The 24,156-nt window shown below is 65.3% G+C and carries 23 protein-coding genes; 12 read left to right on the top strand and 11 right to left on the bottom strand.

Annotated elements, in window-relative coordinates; all coding sequences use genetic code 11:
• Positions 1–51: 51 nt before the first annotated feature.
• Positions 52–975 (top strand): LysR substrate-binding domain-containing protein, encoded by a 924-nt coding sequence (locus tag LFL96_RS20425; RefSeq protein WP_281002525.1) that lies wholly within the window; start codon positions 52–54, stop codon positions 973–975.
• A gap of 66 nt (positions 976–1,041) precedes the next feature.
• Here LFL96_RS20425 and LFL96_RS20420 read toward each other — a convergent pair whose 3' ends face one another.
• Together LFL96_RS20420 and LFL96_RS20415 are read right to left on the bottom strand one after the other, a co-directional pair.
• On the bottom strand, positions 1,042–2,124 hold the full coding sequence (locus LFL96_RS20420) for an ionic transporter y4hA (RefSeq protein WP_281002524.1): 1,083 nt from the start codon (positions 2,122–2,124) through the stop codon (positions 1,042–1,044).
• Between the two features lie 296 nt (positions 2,125–2,420).
• Complete coding sequence (locus LFL96_RS20415) at positions 2,421–2,780, bottom strand: BON domain-containing protein (RefSeq protein WP_281002523.1); 360 nt, start codon at positions 2,778–2,780, stop codon at positions 2,421–2,423.
• Positions 2,781–3,128: 348 nt separating this feature from the next.
• Here LFL96_RS20415 and LFL96_RS20410 point away from each other — a divergent pair, with 348 nt between their 5' ends.
• Positions 3,129–3,782, top strand: coding sequence for a DNA-3-methyladenine glycosylase (locus LFL96_RS20410; RefSeq protein WP_281002522.1), 654 nt, complete (start codon positions 3,129–3,131; stop codon positions 3,780–3,782).
• A 281-nt stretch (positions 3,783–4,063) separates the two neighbouring features.
• Positions 4,064–4,408 carry a DUF4148 domain-containing protein gene (locus LFL96_RS20405; RefSeq protein ID WP_281002521.1) on the top strand — a complete coding sequence of 115 codons (345 nt, stop codon included), beginning with the start codon at positions 4,064–4,066 and terminating at the stop codon, positions 4,406–4,408.
• Between the two features lie 298 nt (positions 4,409–4,706).
• On the opposite strand, the gene LFL96_RS20400 is transcribed toward LFL96_RS20405, so the two are convergent.
• Positions 4,707–5,150 carry a CBS domain-containing protein gene (locus LFL96_RS20400; RefSeq protein ID WP_281002520.1) on the bottom strand — a complete coding sequence of 148 codons (444 nt, stop codon included), beginning with the start codon at positions 5,148–5,150 and terminating at the stop codon, positions 4,707–4,709.
• A 269-nt stretch (positions 5,151–5,419) separates the two neighbouring features.
• On the opposite strand from LFL96_RS20400, the gene ribA reads away from it, so the two are divergent.
• The gene (gene ribA / locus LFL96_RS20395) at positions 5,420–6,070 is read left to right on the top strand and encodes a GTP cyclohydrolase II (protein ID WP_281003815.1); all 651 of its coding nucleotides are present in this window, start codon (positions 5,420–5,422) and stop codon (positions 6,068–6,070) included.
• Positions 6,071–6,162: 92 nt separating this feature from the next.
• On the opposite strand, the gene LFL96_RS20390 is transcribed toward ribA, so the two are convergent.
• The 4 genes from LFL96_RS20390 to LFL96_RS20375 all read right to left on the bottom strand — a co-directional run bounded on the left by LFL96_RS20390 (position 6,163) and on the right by LFL96_RS20375 (position 8,650).
• Complete coding sequence (locus LFL96_RS20390) at positions 6,163–6,693, bottom strand: RES family NAD+ phosphorylase (RefSeq protein ID WP_281002519.1); 531 nt, start codon at positions 6,691–6,693, stop codon at positions 6,163–6,165.
• A gap of 65 nt (positions 6,694–6,758) precedes the next feature.
• On the bottom strand, positions 6,759–7,388 hold the full coding sequence (locus LFL96_RS20385) for a hypothetical protein (protein WP_281002518.1): 630 nt from the start codon (positions 7,386–7,388) through the stop codon (positions 6,759–6,761).
• A gap of 125 nt (positions 7,389–7,513) precedes the next feature.
• Positions 7,514–7,714, bottom strand: coding sequence for a hypothetical protein (locus LFL96_RS20380; RefSeq protein ID WP_281002517.1), 201 nt, complete (start codon positions 7,712–7,714; stop codon positions 7,514–7,516).
• Between the two features lie 9 nt (positions 7,715–7,723).
• Complete coding sequence (locus LFL96_RS20375) at positions 7,724–8,650, bottom strand: NmrA family NAD(P)-binding protein (protein ID WP_281002516.1); 927 nt, start codon at positions 8,648–8,650, stop codon at positions 7,724–7,726.
• Positions 8,651–8,856: 206 nt separating this feature from the next.
• Between LFL96_RS20375 and LFL96_RS20370 the strand changes: the two genes are divergently transcribed.
• From LFL96_RS20370 to LFL96_RS20360, 3 genes are all read left to right on the top strand, one after another.
• On the top strand, positions 8,857–9,783 hold the full coding sequence (locus tag LFL96_RS20370) for an AraC family transcriptional regulator (protein WP_281002515.1): 927 nt from the start codon (positions 8,857–8,859) through the stop codon (positions 9,781–9,783).
• 104 nt (positions 9,784–9,887) lie between these two features.
• Positions 9,888–10,982: a triacylglycerol lipase gene (locus LFL96_RS20365; protein WP_281002514.1), complete on the top strand. Its 1,095-nt coding sequence runs from the start codon at positions 9,888–9,890 to the stop codon at positions 10,980–10,982.
• A gap of 4 nt (positions 10,983–10,986) precedes the next feature.
• On the top strand, positions 10,987–12,054 hold the full coding sequence (locus LFL96_RS20360) for a lipase secretion chaperone (protein ID WP_281002513.1): 1,068 nt from the start codon (positions 10,987–10,989) through the stop codon (positions 12,052–12,054).
• A gap of 75 nt (positions 12,055–12,129) precedes the next feature.
• Here LFL96_RS20360 and LFL96_RS20355 read toward each other — a convergent pair whose 3' ends face one another.
• The 3 genes from LFL96_RS20355 to LFL96_RS20345 all read right to left on the bottom strand — a co-directional run bounded on the left by LFL96_RS20355 (position 12,130) and on the right by LFL96_RS20345 (position 14,471).
• Positions 12,130–12,966, bottom strand: coding sequence for an anti-sigma factor (locus LFL96_RS20355; protein WP_281002512.1), 837 nt, complete (start codon positions 12,964–12,966; stop codon positions 12,130–12,132).
• Complete coding sequence (locus tag LFL96_RS20350) at positions 12,963–13,481, bottom strand: sigma-70 family RNA polymerase sigma factor (protein WP_281002511.1); 519 nt, start codon at positions 13,479–13,481, stop codon at positions 12,963–12,965. The genes LFL96_RS20355 and LFL96_RS20350 overlap by 4 nt, the downstream gene beginning before the upstream one ends.
• 192 nt (positions 13,482–13,673) lie before the next feature.
• Complete coding sequence (locus LFL96_RS20345; protein WP_281002510.1) at positions 13,674–14,471, bottom strand: transcriptional regulator; 798 nt, start codon at positions 14,469–14,471, stop codon at positions 13,674–13,676.
• A 201-nt stretch (positions 14,472–14,672) separates the two neighbouring features.
• On the opposite strand from LFL96_RS20345, the gene LFL96_RS20340 reads away from it, so the two are divergent.
• The 3 genes from LFL96_RS20340 to LFL96_RS20330 all read left to right on the top strand — a co-directional run bounded on the left by LFL96_RS20340 (position 14,673) and on the right by LFL96_RS20330 (position 16,745).
• On the top strand, positions 14,673–14,963 hold the full coding sequence (locus tag LFL96_RS20340) for a DUF4148 domain-containing protein (RefSeq protein ID WP_281002509.1): 291 nt from the start codon (positions 14,673–14,675) through the stop codon (positions 14,961–14,963).
• A 139-nt stretch (positions 14,964–15,102) separates the two neighbouring features.
• The gene (locus LFL96_RS20335) at positions 15,103–16,221 is read left to right on the top strand and encodes a catalase family peroxidase (protein WP_281002508.1); all 1,119 of its coding nucleotides are present in this window, start codon (positions 15,103–15,105) and stop codon (positions 16,219–16,221) included.
• Positions 16,218–16,745, top strand: a complete 528-nt coding sequence (locus LFL96_RS20330) for a cytochrome b (protein ID WP_281002507.1) — start codon at positions 16,218–16,220, stop codon at positions 16,743–16,745. Before LFL96_RS20335 ends, LFL96_RS20330 begins: the two co-directional genes overlap by 4 nt.
• Positions 16,746–16,781: 36 nt before the next feature.
• Here LFL96_RS20330 and LFL96_RS20325 read toward each other — a convergent pair whose 3' ends face one another.
• The gene (locus LFL96_RS20325) at positions 16,782–19,289 is read right to left on the bottom strand and encodes an FAD-dependent oxidoreductase (protein ID WP_281002506.1); all 2,508 of its coding nucleotides are present in this window, start codon (positions 19,287–19,289) and stop codon (positions 16,782–16,784) included.
• Between the two features lie 258 nt (positions 19,290–19,547).
• On the opposite strand from LFL96_RS20325, the gene LFL96_RS20320 reads away from it, so the two are divergent.
• Positions 19,548–20,321: a DeoR/GlpR family DNA-binding transcription regulator gene (locus tag LFL96_RS20320; RefSeq protein ID WP_281002505.1), complete on the top strand. Its 774-nt coding sequence runs from the start codon at positions 19,548–19,550 to the stop codon at positions 20,319–20,321.
• Between the two features lie 183 nt (positions 20,322–20,504).
• Positions 20,505–24,146, top strand: a complete 3,642-nt coding sequence (locus LFL96_RS20315) for a DEAD/DEAH box helicase (RefSeq protein WP_281002504.1) — start codon at positions 20,505–20,507, stop codon at positions 24,144–24,146.
• Positions 24,147–24,156 lie beyond the last annotated feature (10 nt).

Below are 24,156 nucleotides of genomic sequence, written 5' to 3'. Positions count from 1 at the left end.
GTACGCCGTCTGGTCCGCGCAATGACTTTTTCTGATTCCGGACCGAACCCGATGCGCCGTCTTCCGCCGCTCAACGCGCTGCAGATTTTCGAAACCGTGGCGCGCCATCGCAGCTTCACCCGTGCCGCCGATCACCTGTGCCTGACGCAAGGCGCGGTCAGCCGGCAGATCATCGCGCTCGAGGACTATTACAAATTTCCGCTGTTCAAGCGGCATGCGAAGGGCCTCACGCTCACCGCCGAAGGCGAGATGCTGCTGCCGGTCGTGAAGGAGAGCTTCGCGCGCATCGAGGAGATTTCATCGCGGCTCACGCGGCAGCGCACCGATCTCGCGCTGAAGGTGCCGACCTGCGTGATGCGCTGGATGCTGCCGAAGATCATGCGCTTCCAGGCCGAGTATCCGGAGCTGCATGTGCAGATCACGACCACGTGGCAGCACGACATCGATTTCCAGAGCGAACCGTTCGACGCGGCGATCATCTACGGTTCGTCGCCGGGCGCGGGCGTGCAGGCAGTGCCGCTATTCGAGGAACGTTTGACGCCGGTGTGCGCGCCGGATCTGCTGAACGGCAAGCCGCTCGCGCGGGTCGCGGATCTCGCGCGCCACACGCTGCTGCATCCCACCCGCGATCATCGGGACTGGAAGATGTGGCTGGCGAAGGCGGCGGAACACGGCGCGCAATCTCATGCCGACCCCGACATTGAGGTGGAAAACGGCGCGACGGTCGACCCCGAACTCGGCCCGAGCTTCGACACGCTCGACATGGCGACCAACGCGGCCTTGCAGGGCTTCGGCGTCGCGATCAGCGACCTCGCGCTGATCGAGGACGACGTCGCCGCGCGGCGTCTCGTGCGTCCGTTCGATACGGTGCTCAAGACCGGCTGGCGTTATTACTTCGTGTATCCGGATTCGGTCGCGCATCAGCCGAAGCTGAATCTGTTTCGCGACTGGATTGCCGCGCATTGGGAAGAGTAGCGGGTGGTTCGACGCGCTGCGGCTACCGCCCTGCCACCGCGCCGCAGCTCCGCCACCGCGCCGCCCTCAAGGCGCAAACGACAGGAACAGATACGCCGCGAACAGCGACAGATGCACGGCGCCCTGCAGAATTGTCGTGCGTCCGCTGCTGAGCGTGAGCGTCCCCACCAGTAGCGTGAGAATCAGCAGCACGGTTTCCTTGCCGTCGATCCCCAGCATCAGCGGTTGACCGTTCCACAGAAACACCGCGGCCACCGTCGGAATCGTCAGGCCGATACTTGCCAGCGCCGAACCGAGCGCGAGGTTCAGGCTGTTCTGCAAACGGTCGGCGCGCGCCGCGCGCACGGCTGCGAGCCCCTCGGGCAACAGCACCAGCGCCGCGATCACGATGCCGACCACGGCCGCCGGCGCGCCGGCATTCTGCACGGCGGTTTCGACGATCGGCGACAGCACCTTCGCGAGCAGCACGACGGCGACGAGGCACACCAGCAGCAGCCCGCCCGCCGCGAGCGCAACGCCGACGGTCGGCGGCGCCGCGTGAACGTCTTCGTCGGGCACGTCGGCGAGGAAATAGTCGCGATGGCGCACGGTCTGCACGAATACGAACACGCCGTACAGCACCAGCGACGACACGCCCGCGAACGCCAGTTGCGACGACGACAGGATCGGCCCGACGCTGGTGGTCGTGTAGTTCGGCATGACGAGCGTCAGCACGGAGAGCGACGCCAGCACGGCCAGCGCCGCCGACGCCCCACGGCTCTGAAAATCCTGCTCGCGATGGCGGATGCCGCCCACCAGCAGACAGATGCCGACGATCCCGTTGCACACGATCATGACCGCCGCGAACACCGTGTCGCGCGCGAGGCCGGCTTTTTCGGGGCCGGAGGTGAGCATCACCGAGACGATCAGCGCGACCTCGATCACGGTGACCGCCACTGCCAGCACCAGCGTGCCGAACGGCTCGCCGACCCGATGCGCGACCACTTCCGCGTGATGGACCGCCGTGAACACGGCCGCGCACAGCGCCACGCCGACCAGCGCAAGCAGCAGCCCGTTGCCGGGCAGCGCATAGGCGAGGCCGAGCACGATCCACGCGACGAACGGCGCGGCAAGGGTCCAGCGGGGCAGAGCGGTCGCGGGCGTGGTCATGCGGGACTTCCTTGTCGATGCGGGTTTGATGGGAGCGGCGACGGGCGTTGACCGGCGCCGCCGCGATGCATGGTGTGGACGTCGGAGCGAGCGCGATTGCTAATGCATCATGTCAACAATGTGCGCTAACGCTTTAAATTATAAAAGATAATTGCCAAAAATCCGCGTGATGACGGGCGCATCGGAAAGACAGGCCTGAAAAGCGGACTAAAAGCGGACTAAAAAACGGGCGCCGGTGCGTGTGAAAACACACCGGCGCCCGTTTCCGGTAGCGCGCATTTTGCGCGCTGCCTGCCTTACTGACCGATCGCGCGGATCGTCAGCGCGTTCTTGACCGACGTCACGCCCGCGACGCCTTGCGCCGTTTGCGTCGCCAGATCGATCTGCTCCTGCTCGGGCACCGAGCCGGCCAGCGTGACCGCACCGCCGCGCGCGCGCACCGTGATGTTGGCGACGCTCAAGCCCTTCGTCTTCGACAGGGCGCTACGGACCTTGCGGCCCAACGCGCGGTTCGCGGTCTTGGCCTGCTTGCCGGTAGCGGCCGAGGCGGTGGCGGGCGCCATCGCGGTCGCGTCGCTGCTTTGCGCGTAGGCGTTGAGCGACGCCAGGACCACCAGCGCGCCGCCGATCATCTTGATTGCCGGAAATGCTTTCATTCAACTTTCTCCTGTCGTTGTGGACACGATCGTCCCCGGATGAGGACGCGTACTGCACCTGCGGATACAGCGGGATGGAAACCGGATGGAACGGTGCTGCGTGGAACGATGCCGCGGGTCGTGCGAAGGTTGCGGGAACTGCATGACGGCTGTGGACGGCGCCTGCCTGCGAGCCTTGAAAGCTGGGCCGGCGACCGGAAACACACGATACTCCAATTAGTGCCATGGTGATCGCGACGCGGCCACGAAGTGAGGTGCCCGTACAACGAACCATCGCGAACCGGCTGATCTGAACGGACAAAAGACCGATCGGAGACTGATCAGCGACTGATAGGACCGAGCCTGCCAATGAGTCAACCACCGCTGCCCATCCTGCCCTTGTTTCGTGACGACTTGCCGTTCGATACCGTCGAACTCGCGCGCTTCATGATCGGCAAATACCTCGTGCACGACCTGCCCGAAGGGCGCATCAGCGGACGGATCGTCGAGACCGAGGCGTATCCGGTCGGCGATTCGACCAGTCACGCGTTCATCGGCCGGCGTCCGTATAACGAGCCGATGTTTCGCGCGCCGGGTTACGCGTATGTGCGGCTGACGTACGGACTGTCCTACATGCTCAACATGTCGGCGGAACGGGAGGAGACCGGCGCCGGGATCCTGTTTCGCGCGATCGAACCGCTCGAGGGCCTGGCGCTGGTGGAAGCGCGCCGCCCCGGCGTGCCGCTGCGCGATCTCGCCCGCGGCCCCGGACGGCTGACGACGGCACTCGGCATCGGACAGTCCTTCAACGGACACGATCTATGCGCTGGACGCGATCTGTGGATCGGCGTTATCGAACGTGGCGAGGTGCCGGTTGGCGTGACGACGCGAATCGGGCTGTCGCGTGAGATGGAGCGGCCGCTGCGGTTTTTCGAGCCCGGCAGCGCGTTCGTTAGCGGACCGCGGAAGTTGCTGATCGTGCCGGCCGCCGACATGGCCGCTCCCGACCGCACGCAGGAATAGCCGCGCGCAAAAGCGGCGCTCGGCGGCGTGTGGATCGACCAAGCGATCGGTAGTTTCGAAACGTCAGACACATTGCGTTACGATCCCGACAATTATTACGGTAAGGCTAACTCAATAAGCCTTCATCCCGGCAATTCACCACGCATTCTTGCGATTACAACAATTATCTATCTCTGAATTACGGGTTTTCCCGAGACCGGCAGGTGACTAGACTGAAATCACTCGCTTCTCACATGGTGTGGCAAGCGAAGCAAATAAAACCAAGTCTGGAGGTAGTCATCATGAAATCGCTCATCAAGGCAGTCGCCATTGCAGCCGTTCTCGCCGCCCCGGTCGCGTCGTTCGCCCAGTCGAGCCAGCAACCCGTGACGCGCGCCGAAGTTCGCGACCAGTTGATCCAGATGGAACACGCCGGCTATAACCCGGCCGACAGCAGCGACGCCGCCTATCCGGGCAACGTCCAGGCGGCTGAGCGCCGTGTGGACGCGCAGAACCCGGCAATCGCGCAAACCCAGGAACCGGTTGCCGACACCAGCGGTTACGGTGGCGCGATGAGCGGTTCGTCCCAGGCTGGCGGCGTGGTGCAGCCGATGTCGGGCCCGAAGTCGGTGTACTGCGGCAATTGATCCGGTAAGTGACCGGTTGATCGTCACCGGTTGTTCGATGGATGCAGGATGTTTGATGCAGGAACTTCGAGGTGGGAGCGCGTGGACCGCACGCGCTCCCACCCGCAACGATAAATCGGCGGTCCCAGTTTTGCAGAACCTCCGCTGCCGCAAGGTAGCTTCGCCCAACCTACTGAAGGATTGGGCTTTTTTTGCGTCCGCTTCGCGTACGTAATGTGCCAGCGTCGATTTACGTCACGTGACAGCGGACGGCTACAGGCAACAGCAGGGGAGATCGACTACGCGAGCAGCGGCTAGATCAAGGCCGCTCCCCGTGTATGTAGGACTCGAGCTGCTGGATAGTGAACTGCTGCTCGGCGATGATGTTCTTCACCAGGTCGCCGATCGACACCATTCCGACGAGACGCTCGTTCTCGATCACCGGCAGGTGCCGCATGCGCCGCTCGGTCATCAGCGCCATGCAGTCGTCGGTGGTCTGGTCGGGGCGCACGAAGCGCACCGCCTTGCTCATGATGTCGCGTACCGGCGTCGCCTTCGACGAGCGGTCCATCAGCACCACCTTGCGCGCGTAGTCGCGCTCCGTGACGATTCCGGCGATGCTGTCGCCGTCGGTGACGACCAGCGCGCCGATGCCTTTTTCGGCCATCAGCTTGATCGCGTCGTAGACGGAATCGTCGGCCCCGATCGTGAAGACGGTGGTGTTGTCCGGTTTAGTTTTAAGAAGCTGTGCAACGCTTGTCATGGAGCGGCTCCGTTTCGCAGTGCAGCATGCCGGCGTGGCGTGCTGTCGTGAGGGACAGGCCATTCCAGTATAGGCGGGGCGCGGCGCTGGGGTACTTCGGGAATACCTGGGGCGGTTCAAGCGTTCCATTCACGGCGAGCACTGACGGCGCGGCGCATCCGCATGATACGTATGGGCATCCGGTGCGGTACGCCGATTAGCGGTAAACTCGCACTCCGTACCTCATCCCCGATTCGCTCGGGTTCATGTCAGCACCCTTGTACAACGCCATGCTCACGTCTCACGATCCGTCGCCCGCGGCAGACGGCGCCCTCGACGGCGAATGCGTCATTCTCGACGCCACCGCCACGCTTCCCACGCGCTACGGCACGTTCACCTCCTACGTGTTTCGCGTATGCGAAAGCGGTGCCGAACATCTCGCGCTCGTGATGGGCGACGTCGCCAATAAATCCTCCGTGCTGACGCGCCTGCATTCCGAATGTCTGACCGGCGACGTGCTCGGCTCCTATCGCTGCGATTGCGGCGAACAACTCGATCTCGCGCTACGCTACATCGCGGCGGAAGGCTGCGGCGTGCTGCTGTATCTGCGCGGCCATGAAGGGCGCGGCATCGGCCTGTCGAACAAGATTCGCGCGTATGCGCTGCAGGAACAGGGGCGCGACACGGTCGAGGCGAATCTCGACCTCGGCCTGCCGGACGATTCACGCGAATACGATTCGGCGGCCGGCATTCTGCGTACGCTGAAGGTCACGTCGGTGCGTCTGATGAGCAACAATCCGGAGAAGTTCGACACGCTGTCGAAGCACGGTATTCCGGTGTGCGAACGCGTGGCGCTGGCGATTCCGATGCGCGAGGAAAACGAGCGCTATATCCGCACGAAGCAGACGAAGTTTGGGCATTACTTCGATGAAAACGAATAGCGTTCGTTTGGGCGGCGAGTGGTCGTAGACTCAAGCGCGGTTGCGGTGTCACGCAGCCGCGCGGCGTTCAATTCAAATTTGTATTGGGCGTGTCACGACGCTTCATAGCCGCGCTTCCGGCGAACCGTGATGCCAAGGCGATCGAGCTCGGCTGACAATACCTTCGCCTGGATCAGCGCAACCGGCGGCGTGGCCGAGAGGGCCGGAAACGCTCGGTCGTAGATCGCCATGCAGTCGCCAGTGGTTAGACGCGAATTAAAGAGGATGCCGTCGACATCGGCCATGTTCGCGTGCACCGCTTCCGACAGTGCTTGCCCGGAGCCATGGCCACGGGCGCGATTGGCGTCGGTATCAATTCCAGTTTCGTACGCGGCTGCGCCTCGTAGATCGAGCAACGCCAGTTTGCGGTTCGAACTGATCGACGTCACGCACAATTGTTCCAGATGCGGACGGTAGAGAAAGCGCCTGGCCTTGCCTTCGAAGCGGTCGCGAACGACGGTTTCCGCGAAGGCAGTCGGAAAATTATCGGCGGCGTAGAGAACACGGAACGTTCGCGAAGGACTCGAGAAGCGGCTCGAGCCATGGCCCGCACTCGTCGGCGTCGAACGATGTTGATTGGGCATGATGCGCGGCCAGCCGGCAATGCGAGCCTTCAAGACCCGTTCCCGCAATTTAGATAAAGCTATTTTCACGTGTAATCGAACGCGCCCTCCGCCGCGCTTAATACCAGCGTTACGTCACCATCGTGCAGCTTGTCGATTGGCGGCTTGCCATCAGTCATGCGATTGGGGGTAACCAGCCACTCCCACGCTTCTTCCGGCGAAACGAATAGCGGCGCGATCGCGTCGAGACCTTCGACGGGCCTACGCCGCTCGAACTGCCGAAGTGGATAAACGAAGTTGCGAAGGCCTTTGCGCAAGGCGACGATCTTGTTTGCCTTTCGCCAGTTATCGAGTGTCCCGCGTGAAATGTGAAGCTGGTGGACCAGTTGCCCGGCGCCCACGAGATCGCTCTCGATCCAGTCCGCGGCCGCATTATCGACCGTGACCATATCGAGCATCTGCGCGCCTTCCGCCGCCGACACGATTGGACCGATGCCGCTGCCTTGCAGCACTTTGTCTTTTGGCACGGACGGTTGCGTCAATGGGGTAAAGGGCGCCCGCTCGCGAGCACGAATGGCCGTGTCCGATCGTGGAATGGGAATGTTCAGTGTGACGGCAAGTTCCAGCAGGCCGGCCATGTCCATACGCTCGACCCTGCTTTCAATCGCCTTCGCCAATGCGGCTCTCGTTGGGCGCGTTTGCTTCAGGTTGACCATGGTGCGTCCTCCTTTAGGCAAAATGGGCAAGTTAGGCAAATTGTACAGGATTTGGCGTTGACAGCGTCAATCCGTCAATCCGTCAATTCCACGCGTCACATCCCGCAACGCCCAACGACGACGAATCAGAACAGCCCGAAGTCGTCGTTGCTATCGGGGATAGCGTTCAGCAGATCCCGCAGCGCGAACCAACCCACGACGCCCAGCAGGCCAGCCAGGAGGGCGAGCCACCTACCTTTGACGACGCCCTCCCGGTCCCGCGACGCGCAATAACTCATGACAGGCCGCGACTTCATCGCCACGCGCCATACCGGACAAGTGTGCATGCGACCTCCTCAAGCCGTTTGACGGGCGGGCACCGGCACGATTGCCGCCAACGCCTGCGCGAGCGTCGTCGCCCCGAAATGCCGCTCGCTGACGTTCGCCTCGACGTCGATACGTCCCGCGTTGTGCGCGTCGTACAGATCCATGATCAGTTGCGCGTGCGCAGCGCCGAGGCCGGCGTTTTCGAGCGTCGCGGCCCATCCTTCGCGCGGCACCTCGCGTGCGGTCACGTCACGTTGCGCCAGTTCGCCGAGCGTGCGCGCGACGTCGAGCGTGCTCACGCGCTGCACGCTTTCGATGCTCACCACACGCGGTGATACGTTCAGCGCCCGGTCGTCGAGCAGCAGCTCGGCGGCCAGACGACCGACGTCCTGTGCCGCGACCGTCGGAAAACGCTTGCTTGCCGGCAGATGCAGACTCGGCAGCATGCCTCTCGTCAGCACCGCGGGCAAAATGCGCGCCCAGTTGTGCATGTGTTCGGCGGAGCGCAGAAAGATCAACTGGGCGTCGACGCCGCGCAATTGCGTTTCGAGGTAGTGGAACAGCGTCGTGATGCCCGTGCCGCTCGCGTGTTCGGCGCCGTAGTCGGACAGGCCGAGCACGCGCTGCGGCGGATTGGCCTGCAACGCGGCGACGCTCGCGTCGATCATCTGGCGCATCTCGGCGCCGAGGTCGCCCTGCGTGCGCGGCAACGGGCACAGCATCTGCACCGCGAACGCGCCTTCGATCGCCCGCGCCACCGACGCGGTGTCGCGCAGATCCGCGACCGCGACCTCGCACCCGAGCTGTTCGAGCCGTTCGACCTGCGCGATCGACTCGCCCGGCTTTCCATCCTGCACCACCTCGCGCACCACCGCGCGCACCGCCTGGCCCGCTTCGCGCAAGGCCGCCGCGCTGGCATGGCCGACGCGTCCGGCCGCCCCAAATATCACGTACATGTCGCTCTCCTCGATGAATCGGCATGACGTCATCGTAGAGAGCAGACGGCGTAAAAACGCGCGGGTTGGGATGGCGTTGCGCAGATTCGGATGACGGTTTGCGCCGCGGCATCGCAGCATCCGCGGCGATATCCCGTAGAGTCGAGCGCCGCCGCGAAAAACCCCGCACAATACGCCGATATCGACCGCCGTCCACGAGGAAAGCGATGAATGCCGTCACCCCGATTCCGCAGCCGCACAGCGGCTCCCGCATTGCGTTGCGCTCCAGCAAGGGCCTGGGCTGGCAAGGCTTCGGCGCGGAGCTGGTGAACGTGTCGGCGGGGCTGCATCGCATGCCGGCGTTCAAGCTGCATCGGGTGGGCGTGCATGTGGGTGCGCCGGTACGGGCTCGTTGCGTGTGCAACGAACGACGCCAGTCGCGCATCCAGTCGCATGGCGACGCCGACGTGATTCCCGCGGGCCTGGACGGCCAGTGGACCGACGACGACGCCTGCACGATTTTCAGCGTGTGGTTCGGCGAGGCCTTCGCGCAACGCACGATCGAACAACTCGCGTTGAAGTCGAGCGAGTCGCAGATCCGTCCGCAGTTCCAGATGCGCGACCCGCGCTTCCAGCACCTCGCCTGGGCATTGCGCGCGGAACTCGAAGCGGACGACACGTCCGATCCGCTCTACGCCGAAAGCCTGGTCACGGCGATGGTGGTGCGTCTGATCGGCAGCGCCCCTTCGCTCGACGACAAACGCCGCACGCTCGCGCCGAAAACCGCCGCGCGCGTGATCGACTTTATCGAGGCGCATCTCGATCAGCGCCTCACGCTCACCGAACTCGCCGCGCTCGCCGATCTGAGCGTGCCGCATTTCAAGGTGCTGTTCCGCGAAACGCTCGGCATGCCGGTGCATCAATACGTGGTGCGGCGGCGCGTCGAACGTGCGCGCGCATTGCTGCTGCAGGGCAAGCTCAGCGCGAGTCAGATCGCGCTCGACACCGGCTTCGCGCATCAGAGTCACATGGCGCATTGGATGGGTCGCCTGCTCGGCGTCACGCCGCGCGAACTGATCAAGTCAAGCGCGAATTCAGCCAGCATTGTCGAGCTTCCCACGCTCCATGCCCGCCGCATTGCAACAGCGCGATAGGCCATCGAAACGCAGTGCAGCATGCGGGATTTGGAGTTCCCGCTCTATTGCCGCCGCCCGATTTGTATAGCTAAATACGCGGACTTCGCAACCGGAGGCCGTACATGTCGAAATCGAAAGGTTCTCGCTTCGTTGCCTGGGCACTCGCCGCTGCCTTGACTCAGGCGCCGTTCGCGCTGCTGCTCACCCTCGCCACACCATCGGATGCGAATCGCGCGGTTGCCGCGACGGCCAGCGCCAGCGTCGATGATTACGCGGCCACGCGCTATCCGATCATTCTCGTTCACGGTCTCTCGGGCACCGACAAATACCTCGGCGTGCTCGACTACTGGTACGGCATTCAGTCCGACCTTCAGCAGCACGGCGCGACCGTGTACGTGGCGAATCTCTCGGGCTTCCAGAGCGACGACGGTCCGAACGGGCGCGGTGAACAACTGCTCGCGTACGTGAAGCAGGTCCTCGCGGCCACCGGCGCGACGAAGGTGAACCTGATCGGCCACAGTCAGGGTGGGCTGACCTCGCGCTACGTCGCGGCGGTCGCGCCGGAACTGGTGGCCTCGGTGACGACGATCGGCACGCCGCATCGCGGCTCGGAGTTCGCGGACTTCGTCGTGGCCGCGTTGCAGAAAGATCCGACCGGATTGTCCACGCCGATCATCGCGTCGTTCGCGAATATCTTCGGCATCCTGACGAGCAGCACGCACAACACGGATCAGGACGCGGTGGCCGCGCTACAAACGCTGACTACGGCAAACGCGGCGGACTTCAATACGCGCTATCCGAGCGCGGGCCTCGGCGCACCCGGTTCGTGTCAGACCGGCGCGGCGACCGAAACGGTGAACGGCAACACGCATCTGCTGTACTCGTGGGCCGGTAGCGCGATCCAGCCGACCTCGGTGCTCGGCATCCCGGGCGCGACCGATACCAGCGTCGCGCCGCTCGATTCCGCCAACGTGCTCGATCCGTCGACGCTCGTGCTGTACGGCACCGGCGCCGTGATGCTGAGCCGTCAGTCGGGGCAGAACGACGGCCTCGTGTCGGTGTGCAGCGCGCTGTACGGCAAGGTGCTCGGCACGAGCTACAAGTGGAACCATCTCGACGAGATCAACCAGTTGCTCGGCGTGCGCGGCGCGAATGCGGCGGACCCGGTCGCGGTGATCCGGACTCAGGCGAACCGCCTGAAGACGCAAGGCGTGTGAGCGGATGCCGCGAGTCGAACGGCAGCGCGGCCGGGCACGGAGTCAGTGGCTGGCGTATGTGACGGTCGCGGCGGTGGCGGCCGGCGTCGCGTTCTGGGTGAATCGCGCGCCGCCGTCGCAGCGCGTCGCCGCCGGCGAGGCGGGGCACGCGACGAGCGCCGCGCAGGCGGCGAATGCGTCGGCGGCCGATCCGGATGCGAGCCTGGCGGCGAGCGGTTTGCCGGCCTCGCTCGACGGTTCGTCGCCGCCGCGCCTGCCGACCGACGGTCATGGCCGTCTCGCGCGCACGCGGGCGGTGCGCGATTTCTTCGACTACTTCCTGACCACGCAAAACGAAATCCCGGCGACGACGCTCGACACGCTGGTGCGCCGGCAGATCGACGCGCAACTGGAAGGCACACCGGCCGCGGACGAAGCGCGCGATGTCTGGCGGCGCTACAACGATTATCTGAAGGCGCTGGCGCAACTGCCGCAAACGGCATCAGCGACGCCTGCGCCGGGCAGCAAGATCGATCTCGACGGATTGCAACTCGAACTCGATCAGCGCGACGCGTTGGGCACGCGCTTGATGGGCGAATGGAATGCGCCGTTCTTCGGCGAGGAATCGCAGCAGCAACACACCGATCTCGCGCGTCTGCGCATTGCCTCCGATCCAACCTTGAGCGATGCGCAGAAAGCGGCGCGGCTCGCGACGCTCGACGCGGCTTTGCCGCCTGAAGTGCGTGCCGCGCACGAGCGCATCCGTCAGCAGCAGGCGGCGCTCGATGCACTGAATCAGGCACAAGCGCAGGCGCAAAAACAGGGCGGCTCGCTCGATGCGATGCGCGCGCAACTCACGCAGACGCTCGGTCCGGAAGCGGCGGAACGCGCGGTGCAGATGCAGCAGGCGGACAACGCATGGCAGGCCCGTTACGCCGACTATGCGAGCCAGCGCGCGCAGATCGAACAACAGAATCTGCCGGCCCAGCAACGCGATGCGCAGATCGCGCAGTTGCGCCAGCAGTTCTTCACCCGTCCCGGCGACGCGTTGCGAGCCGCGTCGCTCGATCGGGGACGCGGCGCAGGCAGCTAGATAACAGACCGCGGCGCGCCGCAATGGGCGGGATAACGCGAAATGCAGCCGCGCCGCAGCGCGCCCATTCGCCCCTCAACCCGGCGCGACCCCCGTCAGCTGTGAATACACATCGTGCGACAACTGCAGCAGTTGCTTGCGGTCGATCCCGCCCGACACCGCATACCCGAAATCGCCATCGACCCAGTAGAACACGTTGACGGGTCCGTCCTGATACAGCTTGAACGCGGTGGTATTCGAGTTCACCTTGCGGCGCGAGATGCACAGCGTCACGCGTTCGCCGTTCGGGCCGCGATACATGAACTGCGCGGTCGGTCCATCGGCGCCCGGCAGCAGCCGGCCACCCGACAGATTGAAGCCGCTCTTCGACAGGATCGGCGGATGCACGTTGGTGCCGAGCCGGTTCGACAGCCATTGCACGAAGTCCTGTTCGTGGTCTGCGCTCATGTCGGCCGGGCGGTCCACCGCGGGCATGTAGACCACGTGCGCGACCGCTGCCTGGCGGGCGAACAGTTCGCTGCTGTCCGCGCTCACCGGACGCGTGTCGCCCGACGTCTCGCCATGAAGCGCGCCCGTGGGCAACGCGACGTCGCGCCCCATGTGCGTGCCCACGCCGATGCCGATCCCCAGCACCAGCGCCGCCGCCATGCCCGCGAACTGCGGCCAGTTGGCGGCCACGCGCGAGCGGCGCGGCGCGGGCGCTTGCAGACGTTTAGGCACCGGCTCGCTCAATACGCGGTCGTAGCGTTCGTGGAACAGATTGTTGAGCGAGAAATAGTCGCTGACGCGCGCGGCCAGTTCGGGGCTCTGTTCGAGCGCGCGCTCCACCTCGGCACGGCGTTCGTCGGACAGCGTGCCGTCCACGTAGGCGTGCAGGTCTTCTTCGCCGATCGGCAGGGATTGCTCGTTCATCGCACCACCTTTAATTTCGCACCGGGCTGCGTGCCCGCCATCAACGCGCGAAGACGCTCGCGGCCGCGCGACAGCCGCGACATCACCGTGCCGAGCGGAATGTTCAGCGCGAGCGCCACGTCGGCGTAGCTCATCTCCTCGAGGCCGACCAGCAGCACGACTTCGCGTTGCTCCAGCGGCAGGCGTTGCAGCGCGTAGTCGAGGTCGCGCATTTCGAGCGAGCGGGTCTGGTCGGAGGCGACCGCGAATTCGCTTTCGTTCACGCTGTCGTCGTCGACCGTCACGTGGACGGCGCGCGACGACGCCTTGCGCGCCTGATTCGCGAACACGTTGTGCATGATCGTAAATAGCCACGCGCGCAGATCGGTGCCCGGCTGGAACATGCCGGTGCGGCCGAGCGCGCGTTCGAGCGTGTCCTGCACCAGATCGTCGGCGAGGTCGCGATTGTTGATCAGCGCCCGCGCGTAGCGTCGCAATCGCGGCACGTGCTCCATCAACTCGTCACGGACATCCATGTTTGATCCCGTTCAAGGGGCTGGGTGGGGGCAGAGGGCCGGTGAGCGTCGGGCGCGTCACCGGTTGCTTTCGAGTGGCGAACACGCGTGAGCGGATTTTATTCCGTTGGCTTGCGCTGTGTCGTATCAAGTACGAGCGAGCGGGTGAGACGGCGTGGATCATGGCGTGCCTGCTATGAGAGGGTCGAGCGGTTAATGCATCGTCATGACGTCGGCGGCGCGCATCAGACCGTGGGTGCGGGCATCGCCGGCCACCACGAAGCGACGCTGCTGCGTGGTCCAGCTCAACAGCCGCAGATCGCCGACGCGGCGCGCCGCCCATTGCGGCTGCCCCGGCGCGAACAACGCCTGAGTCGAGATCAGGACGACCGGCTGGTTGTCGCCGTTCAGGTAGACGTATTCGTCGGCGCGTTGCAGGGGGCCGAGCGGCAACACCTTGCGATCGACCAGACGCAGGCCGATGTGCGTCAGATCCGGTGCATCGGGATCGGCGCGCGTCGGCGTGGCTGCAGGAAACGGCGCCGCGGCGGTTTCGGCGAGTTGCATCACCGCGGCGTTGCTGAGCGCCTGCGCGGATACCTGCGATGCGGCGATCCAGCCGCTGGCCGCCGCCGCCGTCAGGAACAACGCGGCGAGCGTGTTCAGCAGACGGCCGCGTGGCGGCATTTTTCCGGCGCCTTTTGTGTTTCTGGCGCGTCGTGTCCCGCTTGTCTCTTTCACGCCTTTCGTTCGCTCCTGTCCGCCATCTGAAGCGCCACCTGAAGCCGACGCGCCGCCGCGTTCCGCCGACGGCTCGTCCGTGGTTTGAAAGGCGGCCTGGATCTGCGCGTTGAGCCGGCCATAAAACGCGACGCGGCGCGCTTCCGCCGGGTCCTTGCCGAGATAGTCGCGCAGATACGCGATGCGCTCCGGCGTCAGCGTACCGTCCGCGTAGGCCTGGATGTCGGCTTCGGAGAGCGGCGAATCGGGCGGCATGGGCGTGGATGTCATGGTGTGGGCGATGCATCGAGCGCGCGTCGGCGCGATATCAAAGGGTTGCCGAAGCTCGGCTGTCGGGGAGGCGAACACAGCGACAGCGCGTTTTATTCCCGCTTTCAAGCATATTTTTTCACGCGAAAAAAACAGGAATAAAAGCCGGCGACATGCGGTTCTCCCTCATGCGAACCCGCACAACACTCTCAGGAGTTCATCATGAAGAAGATCACTTTTGCAGCAGCGCTTTCCGTTCTGTCCATCGCCGTCATGACCGCTTCGTCGGGCGCGTTTGCGCAAGCCAAGACGCGTGCTCAGGTCTACCAGGAATTGATCGAGGCACAACAAAACGGCCTGAATTACGTGACCGATGCGTCGTATCCCGATGTCAGCCCCGTCTTCGCGCAGCAGGTGCAGCAGCACAAGGAAGCGCTCGCCGCGCAGGCTTCGCGTGCGACCGATACCGGCGGCGTGGCGAGCGGCAGCGTCGAATCGGGCAACGCGAATTGAAGCGTAGGGCGCGAGGCCACGGCTTCCGGCGCGGACATCGAACGGGCGCGCCGGAAGACGACGGGAATAGATCGCCGAATCCTGTGTTAGCCGGTCAGTGCATCTATCCGCGCATCTACCCGATCAACCAGGAGGCGTCTTGCCACTCTCACCCGTTCCCCCGTCACGATCCGTCTGCGTGCCATGCCGGCTCGCCGCGATCGGCGCCGTCGTGCTGGCGCTGGCCGGCGGCTTTGCCTACACCGCCGGCTGGCTCACGCCAGCGCGCCTGTCCGCTTCGCGCATCATCGATACGTTCCAGACGGTAGCGGGTCAGCCGCATCCGGGCTATCGGCGCAATCATGCGAAGGGGCTCTGCGTGGAGGGTTACTTCGACAGCAACGGCGACGGCGCGACGCTCTCGCATGCAACCGTGTTCGCGCCGGGCCGTACGCCCGTGAGCGGACGTTTCGCGATTCCGGGCGGCAATCCGTCCGCGCCCGATACCAGTGTGCCGGTGCGCAGCATGGCCTTGCTGTTCCAGTTGCCGAACGGCGAGCAATGGCGCACCGGGATGAACTCGACGCCGGTGTTCGCGGTGCATACGCCCGAGCAGTTCTATCGGCAACTGCAGGCGGCCATGCCCGACCCGTCGACCGGCAAGCCCGATCCCGCGAAACTCAAGGCGTTTTACGCCGCCAATCCGGAGACCCAGCCGTTTCAGGCGTGGGTGAAGGCGCATCCGCCTTCGTCGAGTCTGGCGAACGCCGCGTATTACGGCATCAACGCATTCCTGTTCAGCGATCGCGAGGACAACGTGCGCGCGGTGCGCTGGGCGATGGTGCCCGAGACGCCGTACGCGCCGATCACGGACGCGCAGAAGGCCGAAAAGAATTTCCTCGCCGCCGATCTGAATCAGCGCCTCGAGAACGGACCGTTGCGCTGGCATCTGATTCTGACGGTCGCGCAACCGGGCGATCCCACCGACGACGCGACGCTTCAATGGCCCAATGACCGGCAGCATATCGACGCCGGCACGCTGGTGCTCGAACACGCGACGTCGCAGGAAGACGGTGCATGCCGCGACGTCAACTTCGATCCGACCATCCTGCCGTCCGGCATCAAACCCTCCGGCGATCCATTGCTCGCCGCGCGCTCGGCGGCCTATGCGCTGTCGTACAAGCGCCGCACGCGCGAAGAAGCATTGCAGCCCGCGCTGCATCAAGCCGCGACCCACGCGGAAAACCAGACAAAAAACGAAGCAGGAGACCATTCATGATGCCGACGCGCACCCACTTCACTCCGCTCGCGCGTCTGCTGCACTGGCTGATGGCGCCCTTGATCGTCGCGATGCTGTTCATCGGCGTGGGCATGGTGGCCACCGTTTCGCGCGCGCACAACGTGCTGCTCGCGGTTCACAAGCCGCTCGGCATCGCCTTGCTATTGCTGGTGATACTGCGCGCCGGCGTGCGTATCAAACGCGGTGGTCCGCCGTTGCCCGACGACATGGCCGCGCCGCAGCGCTTCGCGGCCAAAGCCTCGCACCTCGTGCTGTATCTGCTGATGGCGGCCATGCCGTTGATCGGCTGGGCGATGCTGTCGGCCGCGGGTTATCCGTTGCCGTTGCATCTGCCGCCGATCGCGCCGCACGACGCCGCGCTGTTCGCTTTGCTGCGCGCGTTGCACACGTGGCTCGCCTTCGCGTTGTTCGCGACCGTGCTGCTGCATCTCGCGGCGGCGCTGTTTCATGGGCTGATCCGCCGCGACGGCGTGTTCGCGAGCATGGCGCGCGGCGGACGTTGAGCCGTTGATCGAAGCGCGCGCATCAGGTCCGGCCCGTCAGCCTTTGACGCGCTCCGAGCGCGGATCGTACGGCGCTTTAAGATGCAGCGTCGCCGGCAGCAGTTCGCCGGCGACGTCGATCGCATATGCGCCGCCCGTCAGATACGCGGTATCCGCGCCGGTGCCTGGATGATCCGGATGATTCACATAGCCCATCGCGACCGGACAGCCGAGCGTGTGCCCGAACGCCGCCGAACTCACGAAACCGACCGGCTTGCCGTCGCGCAGAATCGCTTCACCACCCCACAGCATATGGTGTGGGGCATCGTCGACGGTCAGCACGACCATGCGGCGGCGCAACGGTTGCTCGCGCAACTTCAGCAGCGCGTCGCGGCCGCGAAACGGGATGTCTTTAGCGAGCTTGCACGCGAACGACAGGCCCGCTTCGAACGGATTCGTATCCGGCGACAATTCGCGGCCCCACGCGCGATAGCCTTTCTCGATCCGCAGCGAGTCGATCGCGTAGTAACCGGCGTTGACGAGACCGAACGCCTTGCCTGCCGCGTGCAACGTCTCGTACACGCCGACCGCGAATTCGACCGGCACGTACAGTTCCCAACCGAGTTCGCCGACATAGGTGAGGCGCGTGGCCCGTACCGTCGCATAGCCGAGATCGACCTCGCGGCTCTGGCCGAACGCGAATGCCTCGTTGCTCCAGTCGGCTTTCGATACGCTCTGCAGCAACGCGCGCGAGTGTGGCCCCATCACGGCGAGCACCGCGTACTGACCGGTGACGTCCACCAGCGTGCAGTGTTTGTCGTGCGGGATCGCTTTCTCGATCGTGTCGAAGTCGCGCGTGGTCTGTGCGCTGCCGGTGACGAGCAGGTATTGATCGTCGCTCAGGCGCGTGAGCGTGAAATCCGATTCGTAGCCGCCGCGCTCGTTCAGCATGCCGGTGTAGACCGTGGTGCCGGGCGGCACGTCGACATCGTTCGCGACGAGGCCTTGCAGGACCTCGCACGTATCGCGGCCCTTCAGCAGCAATTTGGAGAACGAGGTCATGTCGAACAGCGCGACGCCTTCGCGGCAGGCGCGGTGTTCGGCGCCGCTCCACGGCAGCCAGTTCTGCTGGCCGAAGGCGTAGTCGATCTTCGCTTCGGCAGGCGCCGGTGCGAAAAAGTTGGCGCGCTCCCAGCCCATCTTGCTGCCGAAGCACGCACCGTCGTCGCGCAGCAGCGCGTACAGCGGCGAACGACGGAACGGCCGCGCGCTGTCCAGTTCGCGATTCGGCCAGGGCATCGCATAGTGCAGGCCGAGCGTTTCCTTCACGCGGTCGTGCAGCCAGGTGTCGTTGCCGTTGAAGCGCGCGAAACGGCGGATATCCACCGGCCAGAGATCCATGGTCGGCTCGCCCGCGACGATCCATTCGGCGAGCGCCATGCCCGCGCCGCCCGCCGACGCAATGCCCATCGAGTTGAAGCCCGCGCCGACGAAAAACCCCCTCAATTCAGGCGCTTCGCCGAGCATGAAGTTGTTGTCCGGCGTGAACGATTCGGGACCGTTGTAGAACTGCCGGACCTGCGCGGTCTCGAGCGCGGGCACGCGTTGCAGCGCGTTTTCCATCAGGATTTCGAACTGGTCCCAATCGTCGGGCAGCAACTGGAACTCGAAGTTCTCGGGAATGCCGTTCATGCCCCACGGTTTCGCGTCCGGCTCGAAGCCGCCCATCACGAGGCCGCCCACTTCCTCCTTGAAGTAGATGAAGCCGTCCGGATCGCGCATGACCGGCAGGTCCGGATGCACGCCGGCAATCCGTTCGGTGACGATGTAGTAATGCTCGGCCGAATGCAGCGGCACGGTCACGCCGCACAGCCGGCCGACCGCCTTGGCCCATTGCCCCGCGCAATTCACGACGATGTCCGCGCCGAGCGTGCCTTCGTCGCCGTCCTTGTTGCGCCACGCGAGGCCGCTGACTTCGCGCGCGCCGTGCGCGGCTTTCTCGTGCTGCGGCGTGCGGGTATGGATCGCCGTCACGCGGGTGTTTTCGACGATGCGTGCGCCGCGCTGGCGGGCGCCGCGCGCGAGCGCCTGGGTCAGATCCGTGGGGTTGGCCTTGCCGTCGCCGGGCAGCCAGACGGCGCCCAGCAGGTCGTCGGTACGCATGACGGGCCACAGGTCGCCGGCTTCGCGCGGGCCGATCACGTCGCAGGTCACGCCGTACGCGCGCGCGACGGCGGCGGTGCGCTTTAACTGGGTCATGCGCTCGGCCGTGCGGGCAACCGACAGCGAACCGCATTGTTTCCAGCCGGTCGCGAGGCCGGTGTCGGCTTCGAGTTCGGCGTACAGCGCGGTGGAGTAGCGGATCAGCTTCGTCATGCTCTCCTGCGCGCGCAACTGGCCGACGAGCCCGGCCGCATGCCAGGTGGTGCCGCACGACAGTTGGCCCTGTTCGAGCAGCACGACATCGGTCCAACCCAGTTTGGTCAGATGATAGGCGACCGAACAGCCGATGATCCCGCCGCCGATGATGACGACGCGGGCATGGGAAGGGATGGGTGTGGACATGTGTGGGATTGAGTTGATTCAATGCGCACAGATTGCCTATGAAAAACACAAATTGCAACACCTATGAGACCGGGTTGTTGGGATTGGGTTTGTGTCACACAAGGGTCATGGATTGGCGAGTCAGGCCGCGGGAATCGAGCCGTCCACGGAAATCGCCGTTACCGCTGAATGTGGTTTGATGCGGTAATGTGTGGGAATGATTCATCGAATTCCGTGGTTTTTGCTAGACTCCGTCCAGTCCACCATGCCGCCAACGCCATGTTCACCACCCTCCGCCAGTCCGAAATCCTCCGCCTCGTGCGCGACGAGCGCACCTGCACGATTACGGATCTGGCCGCGCGCTTCGAGGTGTCCGACGAAACCATCCGCCGCACGATCAAGCCGCTGATCGCGGACGGCCTGCTAATCAAGGTCCACGGCGGCGTGATGCTGCCCGAACGGCTCGACGAACCGCCGTTCCCGCGTCGCATGGGCACGAGTCTCGAGGGCAAACGGGCGATGGCCGCGCACATCGCCGGGCGGGTGAGGGACGGCGAATCGTTGATCATCGAAGGCGGCACGACCTGTCTGCGGATCGCCGAGGCGCTGGCCGCGCGCTCGCGTCTGACGGTCGTCACCCACTCCATCGAAGTCGCGCGCGTGCTCAATGCGCGCAACGGTAATCGCGTATTCATCGCCGGCGGCGAATTGCGCGCCGACGACTCCGCCGCGTTCGGCGACAGCGTGCTCGCCTTTCTGCGCCAGTTCCGCGTGCGTCACGCGATCGTCTCGGTCACGGCGATCGATCTGCAAGGGCGCTTCATGGATGCGCTGCCCGCCGACGTGGCGTTCGCGCAAGCCGCGTTTGCGCAGGCCGAGCGCCGTATCGTCGCGGCGGATCGCGCGAAGATCGGCCATAGCGCGCTGCTTCATGTGTTCGAGCCGGACGGCGTCGATCTGCTGGTGACGGACGAAGCGCCGCCGCCGGCGCTCGCGCAGGTATTGGCGGCGGCCGGCGTGGAGATCGAGGTCGCCGCGGCCGCTGCGCTCTAACCCGCGGCGGCGCGTCTGCAAGCAGCGCGCGCCACGTCGTAAAATGGCCGATTACCCTCGGCAACCGGCGTCGGCGACCCGGGCTCGCGGACTGCGTCGACCGTCCGCCGGGCCGCTTATCCCGCGTCCGGGGGCGCTTTTGCCTGAACAGGCCTGAACAGAACAACAGCAGGATGGACCCTGATGTCGTCAGTTTTCTTCGATCGGGAACGGATTGCGGAATGGCTCGGTGCGCACACGCTCGCCAAGGCGCGCTCGGTCGGCGCGGTCACGAATCTCAAGTGGCACGGCACCTCGCTGAGCGGCTATGTGCAAGGCACGCGCGCGCAGCCGTACAAGACGCGCGTGCGCTTTCGCACCGATGGCGGCTCGCCGTGGGCGCAGGGCGATTGCACCTGCCCGGTCGGCCGCGATTGCAAGCATGTCGCGGCGTTGCTGCTCGCCGAACTCGACTATCACGACGAGATGGATCACATCAACCATGTGAACTTCGACGAGCGTGGCGGCGAGGCGGACGGCGCTAACCCCGGCGACTCCGGCAACCCCGCCGGTTACAGCGGTGAAAGCGGCCACAGCGGCCACCTTGCCGGTGAAGCCAACCACGACGCCAGCCGCGATTTCCGCCCGCTAACGGGCTTCGCGGCCAATCCGGCGCATGCGTCGGCAGCGGGCGGCGTGCGTCCCGAACTGGTCAGCTGGCTCGAACGCTTTCGCGCGCGCGCCGAAGCCGAGGCCGACGCCCAGACCTCCACCGCGCCGCGCAGCCAGACGCTCGCCTACCGGCTGAACTGGTCCGACTTCCACATGCGCCACGAGGTGGTGCTGTACCGCGCGCACTTCAACGTGGACGGCACGGTGTTCCGGATCGACGAACCGTGGTCCAACGTCGAAGCCGCGCTGATCAAGCAACCCAGATTCGTCTCCGACGAAGACCTGTCGATCCTGCGCGGCCTGTGGCTCGGCCGTTCGCGCGAGGACTTCGGCCAGTTCATCCTGCGCGGCACGAGCGGCGCCGAGATGCTGCAGAAACTGATCGCGACCGGGCGTCTGTTCTTCGATTTCAACACCGAGCCCGGTCGCGACAGTCCCACGCCGCTGGCGCTCGGCGCGGATCGGCCTGGCCGCATCGAATGGGAGCCGCTTGCCGACGAGCGCCTGCGCCCCGTGTTGCGCACCGAGCCGCGCGCCAGCATGGTGTTGCCGACGGAACCGGTGTGGTACGTGGACGGCGTCGCGAACGAGGCGGGCATCGTCGAATCGTCGCTGCCGTTCCAGCAGTTGCCCGACTACCTCGCGATGCCGCCGATCTCGCTCGCCGAGGCGCCGCTGGTCGCCTCCGTGCTGCGCGAAATCGCGCCCGACCTGCCGTTGCCGCCCACGCAGGACGGCTCGTCGATCCGCGTGATCGACGTCGAACCGGTGCCGGTGCTCACGCTGAACAGCCACACGCTGCCGTCGGCGAGCAAGGCGGGCATGCGCAAAACCGAGGCGGTCGAACTGGCGGGCGTGAGCTTCGACTACGACGGCGTGAGCATCAACGTCGACAGCAATGTCACGCTGGTGCCGATGCCTGGCGGCGACGTGATCCATATTCGCCGCCGCTACGAAGCCGAGAAAAAACGTCTGCTGGAACTGCGCCGCACCGGTTTGCAGAAAGTGCCGACGAGCCGCGTCTTCGCGTCGCGTCTGCTGCCCGACACGATGCTTGGCTTGCCCGATGCCGACGCGTGGTCCGAATTCGTCAACGACGCCGTGCCGGAGCTTGTCGCCAAAGGCTGGCGCGTGACCATGGCGTCCGCGTTCCGCTACAACGTGATCGAGATCGATGCGATCGACGGCACCGCGCATCAAGCCGGCGACGGCTGGTTCGATCTGGAGATGGGCATCCGCATCGGCGAGCGCAACGTGCGGCTGGAGCCGCTGCTCGCCGACCTGTTCCGGCGCGATCGCCGCTGGTTGAACGGCGCGCTCGAATCGATCGCCGACGACGAAAAGATCGAGTTGAAGACCGAGGAGAACAAGCGTCTGCGCCTGCGTGCCGACCGGTTGAAGCCGGTGGTGCGCGTGCTGGTCGATCTGTTCGACGCGCTCGGCGGTACGCTCGCGGACGGCGCGCCGCTGCGCGTGGCCGCCGTCGACGCCGGCCGCTTGAACGCCTTGAACGATACCGGCCGCTGGCAGTTCAACGGCGAGGATTCGGTCCGGCAACTCGCGCAGCGTCTGCAGGCGGGGCCGGGCCTGCGCGAGGTGCCGGTGCCGGGCGGCCTGAAGGCGGAATTGCGCGCGTATCAGCAGCAGGGGCTGAACTGGATGCAGTATCTGCGCGAACAGGATCTGGCCGGTGTGCTCGCCGACGACATGGGACTCGGCAAGACCGTGCAGACGCTCGCGCACATCCTCGCCGAAAAGGAAGCGGGACGTCTGACGCGGCCCGCGCTGATCGTCGTGCCGACCACGCTGGTGCACAACTGGCGCGAGGAAGCGCGGCGCTTCGCGCCCGCTCTGAAGGTGCTGGTGCTCAACGGCCCGCAGCGCAAGGAGCGCTTCGAGCAGATCGTCGAACACGAACTGATTCTGACCACCTACGCGTTGCTGTGGCGCGATCAGAAGGTGCTCGCCGAACACGACTACCACCTGCTGATTCTCGACGAGGCGCAGTACGTGAAGAACGCCACCACCAAGGCCGCGCAGGCGATTCGTGGTTTGCGCGCGCGGCATCGGCTGTGTTTGACGGGGACGCCGCTGGAGAATCACCTCGGCGAACTATGGTCGCAGTTCGATTTTCTGCTGCCGGGTTTTCTCGGCAGCCAGCAGGACTTCACCAAACGCTGGCGCAATCCGATCGAAAAGAACGGCGACGGCGTGCGCCGCGCGCTGCTGGCGCGGCGCATCCGGCCGTTCATGCTGCGGCGTCGCAAGGACGAGGTCGCGAAGGAGTTGCCAGCCAAGACGACCATCATGTGCTCGGTCGATCTGGAGGGCGAGCAGCGCGATCTGTACGAAACCGTGCGCACCGCCATGCAGGAGCGGGTGCGCGCGGCGGTCAGCGCGCAGGGACTCGCGCGCAGCCACATCATCGTGCTGGATGCGTTGCTGAAGTTGCGGCAGGTGTGTTGCGATCCGCGACTGGTTAGAACGCTGGCGCTCGGAACGGAAAGCGGCGTAGGCGCGGCGGATCGGGTGGATCAAGCGGACCCGGCGTCCGGCGCGAAGCGAGGCAAGGCGGCGAAAGCGGCGAAAGCTGCGAAGTCTGACAAGGCGGACATTATCGAAAAACCGCTGCGTCCGATGCGCTCGGCCAAGCTCGATCTGCTGCTGTCGATGCTGCCGGAGCTGATCGACGAAGGCCGGCGCGTGCTGCTGTTCTCGCAGTTTACCGGCATGCTGACGCTGATCGGCGAAGCGCTCGACGAAGCGGCGATTCCCTACGTGCTGCTGACCGGCGACACGACGGATCGCGTCACGCCGGTCGAGCGGTTCCAGCAAGGCGAGGTGCCGTTGTTCCTGATCAGCCTGAAGGCGGGCGGCGTGGGTCTGAACCTGACCGCCGCCGATACCGTGATTCACTACGACCCGTGGTGGAATCCGGCGGCCGAGAATCAGGCGACCGACCGCGCGCACCGGCTGGGGCAGGACAAGCCGGTGTTCGTCTACAAGCTGATCGCGGCGGGCAGCATCGAGGAAAAGATCGTCGAGTTGCAGGAGCAGAAAGCGGGGCTCGCGGACAGCATTCTTTCCGAGGATTCAGCCGGCGCGACCAAGTTCTCCGACGACGATCTCGACGCGTTGTTCGCGCCGATGCCGGAGTTGGAAGGCGAACGTTGAGCGGCGCGCG

The sequence above is a fragment of the Paraburkholderia sp. D15 genome (assembly GCF_029910215.1).
Taxonomy (GTDB): domain Bacteria; phylum Pseudomonadota; class Gammaproteobacteria; order Burkholderiales; family Burkholderiaceae; genus Paraburkholderia.
The sequence above is the reverse complement of the archived record's forward strand: the minus strand, read 5'-3'. Positions and strand labels throughout refer to the sequence as shown.

Excerpts from the sequence above, each read along its gene's own strand:
- LFL96_RS20425 (WP_281002525.1), top strand. The coding sequence starts at position 52 with ATGCGCCGTCTTCCGCCGCTCAACGCGCTGCAGATTTTCGAAACCGTG.
- LFL96_RS20365 (WP_281002514.1), top strand. The coding sequence starts at position 9,888 with ATGTCGAAATCGAAAGGTTCTCGCTTCGTTGCCTGGGCACTCGCCGCT.
- LFL96_RS20320 (WP_281002505.1), top strand. The coding sequence starts at position 19,548 with ATGTTCACCACCCTCCGCCAGTCCGAAATCCTCCGCCTCGTGCGCGAC.
- LFL96_RS20360 (WP_281002513.1), top strand. The coding sequence starts at position 10,987 with ATGCCGCGAGTCGAACGGCAGCGCGGCCGGGCACGGAGTCAGTGGCTG.
- LFL96_RS20345 (WP_281002510.1), bottom strand. The coding sequence starts at position 14,471 with ATGACATCCACGCCCATGCCGCCCGATTCGCCGCTCTCCGAAGCCGAC.
- LFL96_RS20400 (WP_281002520.1), bottom strand. The coding sequence starts at position 5,150 with ATGACAAGCGTTGCACAGCTTCTTAAAACTAAACCGGACAACACCACC.
- LFL96_RS20370 (WP_281002515.1), top strand. The coding sequence starts at position 8,857 with ATGAATGCCGTCACCCCGATTCCGCAGCCGCACAGCGGCTCCCGCATT.
- LFL96_RS20415 (WP_281002523.1), bottom strand. The coding sequence starts at position 2,780 with ATGAAAGCATTTCCGGCAATCAAGATGATCGGCGGCGCGCTGGTGGTC.
- LFL96_RS20325 (WP_281002506.1), bottom strand. The coding sequence starts at position 19,289 with ATGTCCACACCCATCCCTTCCCATGCCCGCGTCGTCATCATCGGCGGC.
- ribA (WP_281003815.1), top strand. The coding sequence starts at position 5,420 with ATGCTCACGTCTCACGATCCGTCGCCCGCGGCAGACGGCGCCCTCGAC.
- LFL96_RS20355 (WP_281002512.1), bottom strand. The coding sequence starts at position 12,966 with ATGAACGAGCAATCCCTGCCGATCGGCGAAGAAGACCTGCACGCCTAC.
- LFL96_RS20375 (WP_281002516.1), bottom strand. The coding sequence starts at position 8,650 with ATGTACGTGATATTTGGGGCGGCCGGACGCGTCGGCCATGCCAGCGCG.
- LFL96_RS20390 (WP_281002519.1), bottom strand. The coding sequence starts at position 6,693 with ATGCCCAATCAACATCGTTCGACGCCGACGAGTGCGGGCCATGGCTCG.
- LFL96_RS20385 (WP_281002518.1), bottom strand. The coding sequence starts at position 7,388 with ATGGTCAACCTGAAGCAAACGCGCCCAACGAGAGCCGCATTGGCGAAG.
- LFL96_RS20380 (WP_281002517.1), bottom strand. The coding sequence starts at position 7,714 with ATGCACACTTGTCCGGTATGGCGCGTGGCGATGAAGTCGCGGCCTGTC.
- LFL96_RS20420 (WP_281002524.1), bottom strand. The coding sequence starts at position 2,124 with ATGACCACGCCCGCGACCGCTCTGCCCCGCTGGACCCTTGCCGCGCCG.
- LFL96_RS20405 (WP_281002521.1), top strand. The coding sequence starts at position 4,064 with ATGAAATCGCTCATCAAGGCAGTCGCCATTGCAGCCGTTCTCGCCGCC.
- LFL96_RS20330 (WP_281002507.1), top strand. The coding sequence starts at position 16,218 with ATGATGCCGACGCGCACCCACTTCACTCCGCTCGCGCGTCTGCTGCAC.
- LFL96_RS20410 (WP_281002522.1), top strand. The coding sequence starts at position 3,129 with ATGAGTCAACCACCGCTGCCCATCCTGCCCTTGTTTCGTGACGACTTG.
- LFL96_RS20315 (WP_281002504.1), top strand. The coding sequence starts at position 20,505 with ATGTCGTCAGTTTTCTTCGATCGGGAACGGATTGCGGAATGGCTCGGT.
- LFL96_RS20350 (WP_281002511.1), bottom strand. The coding sequence starts at position 13,481 with ATGGATGTCCGTGACGAGTTGATGGAGCACGTGCCGCGATTGCGACGC.
- LFL96_RS20340 (WP_281002509.1), top strand. The coding sequence starts at position 14,673 with ATGAAGAAGATCACTTTTGCAGCAGCGCTTTCCGTTCTGTCCATCGCC.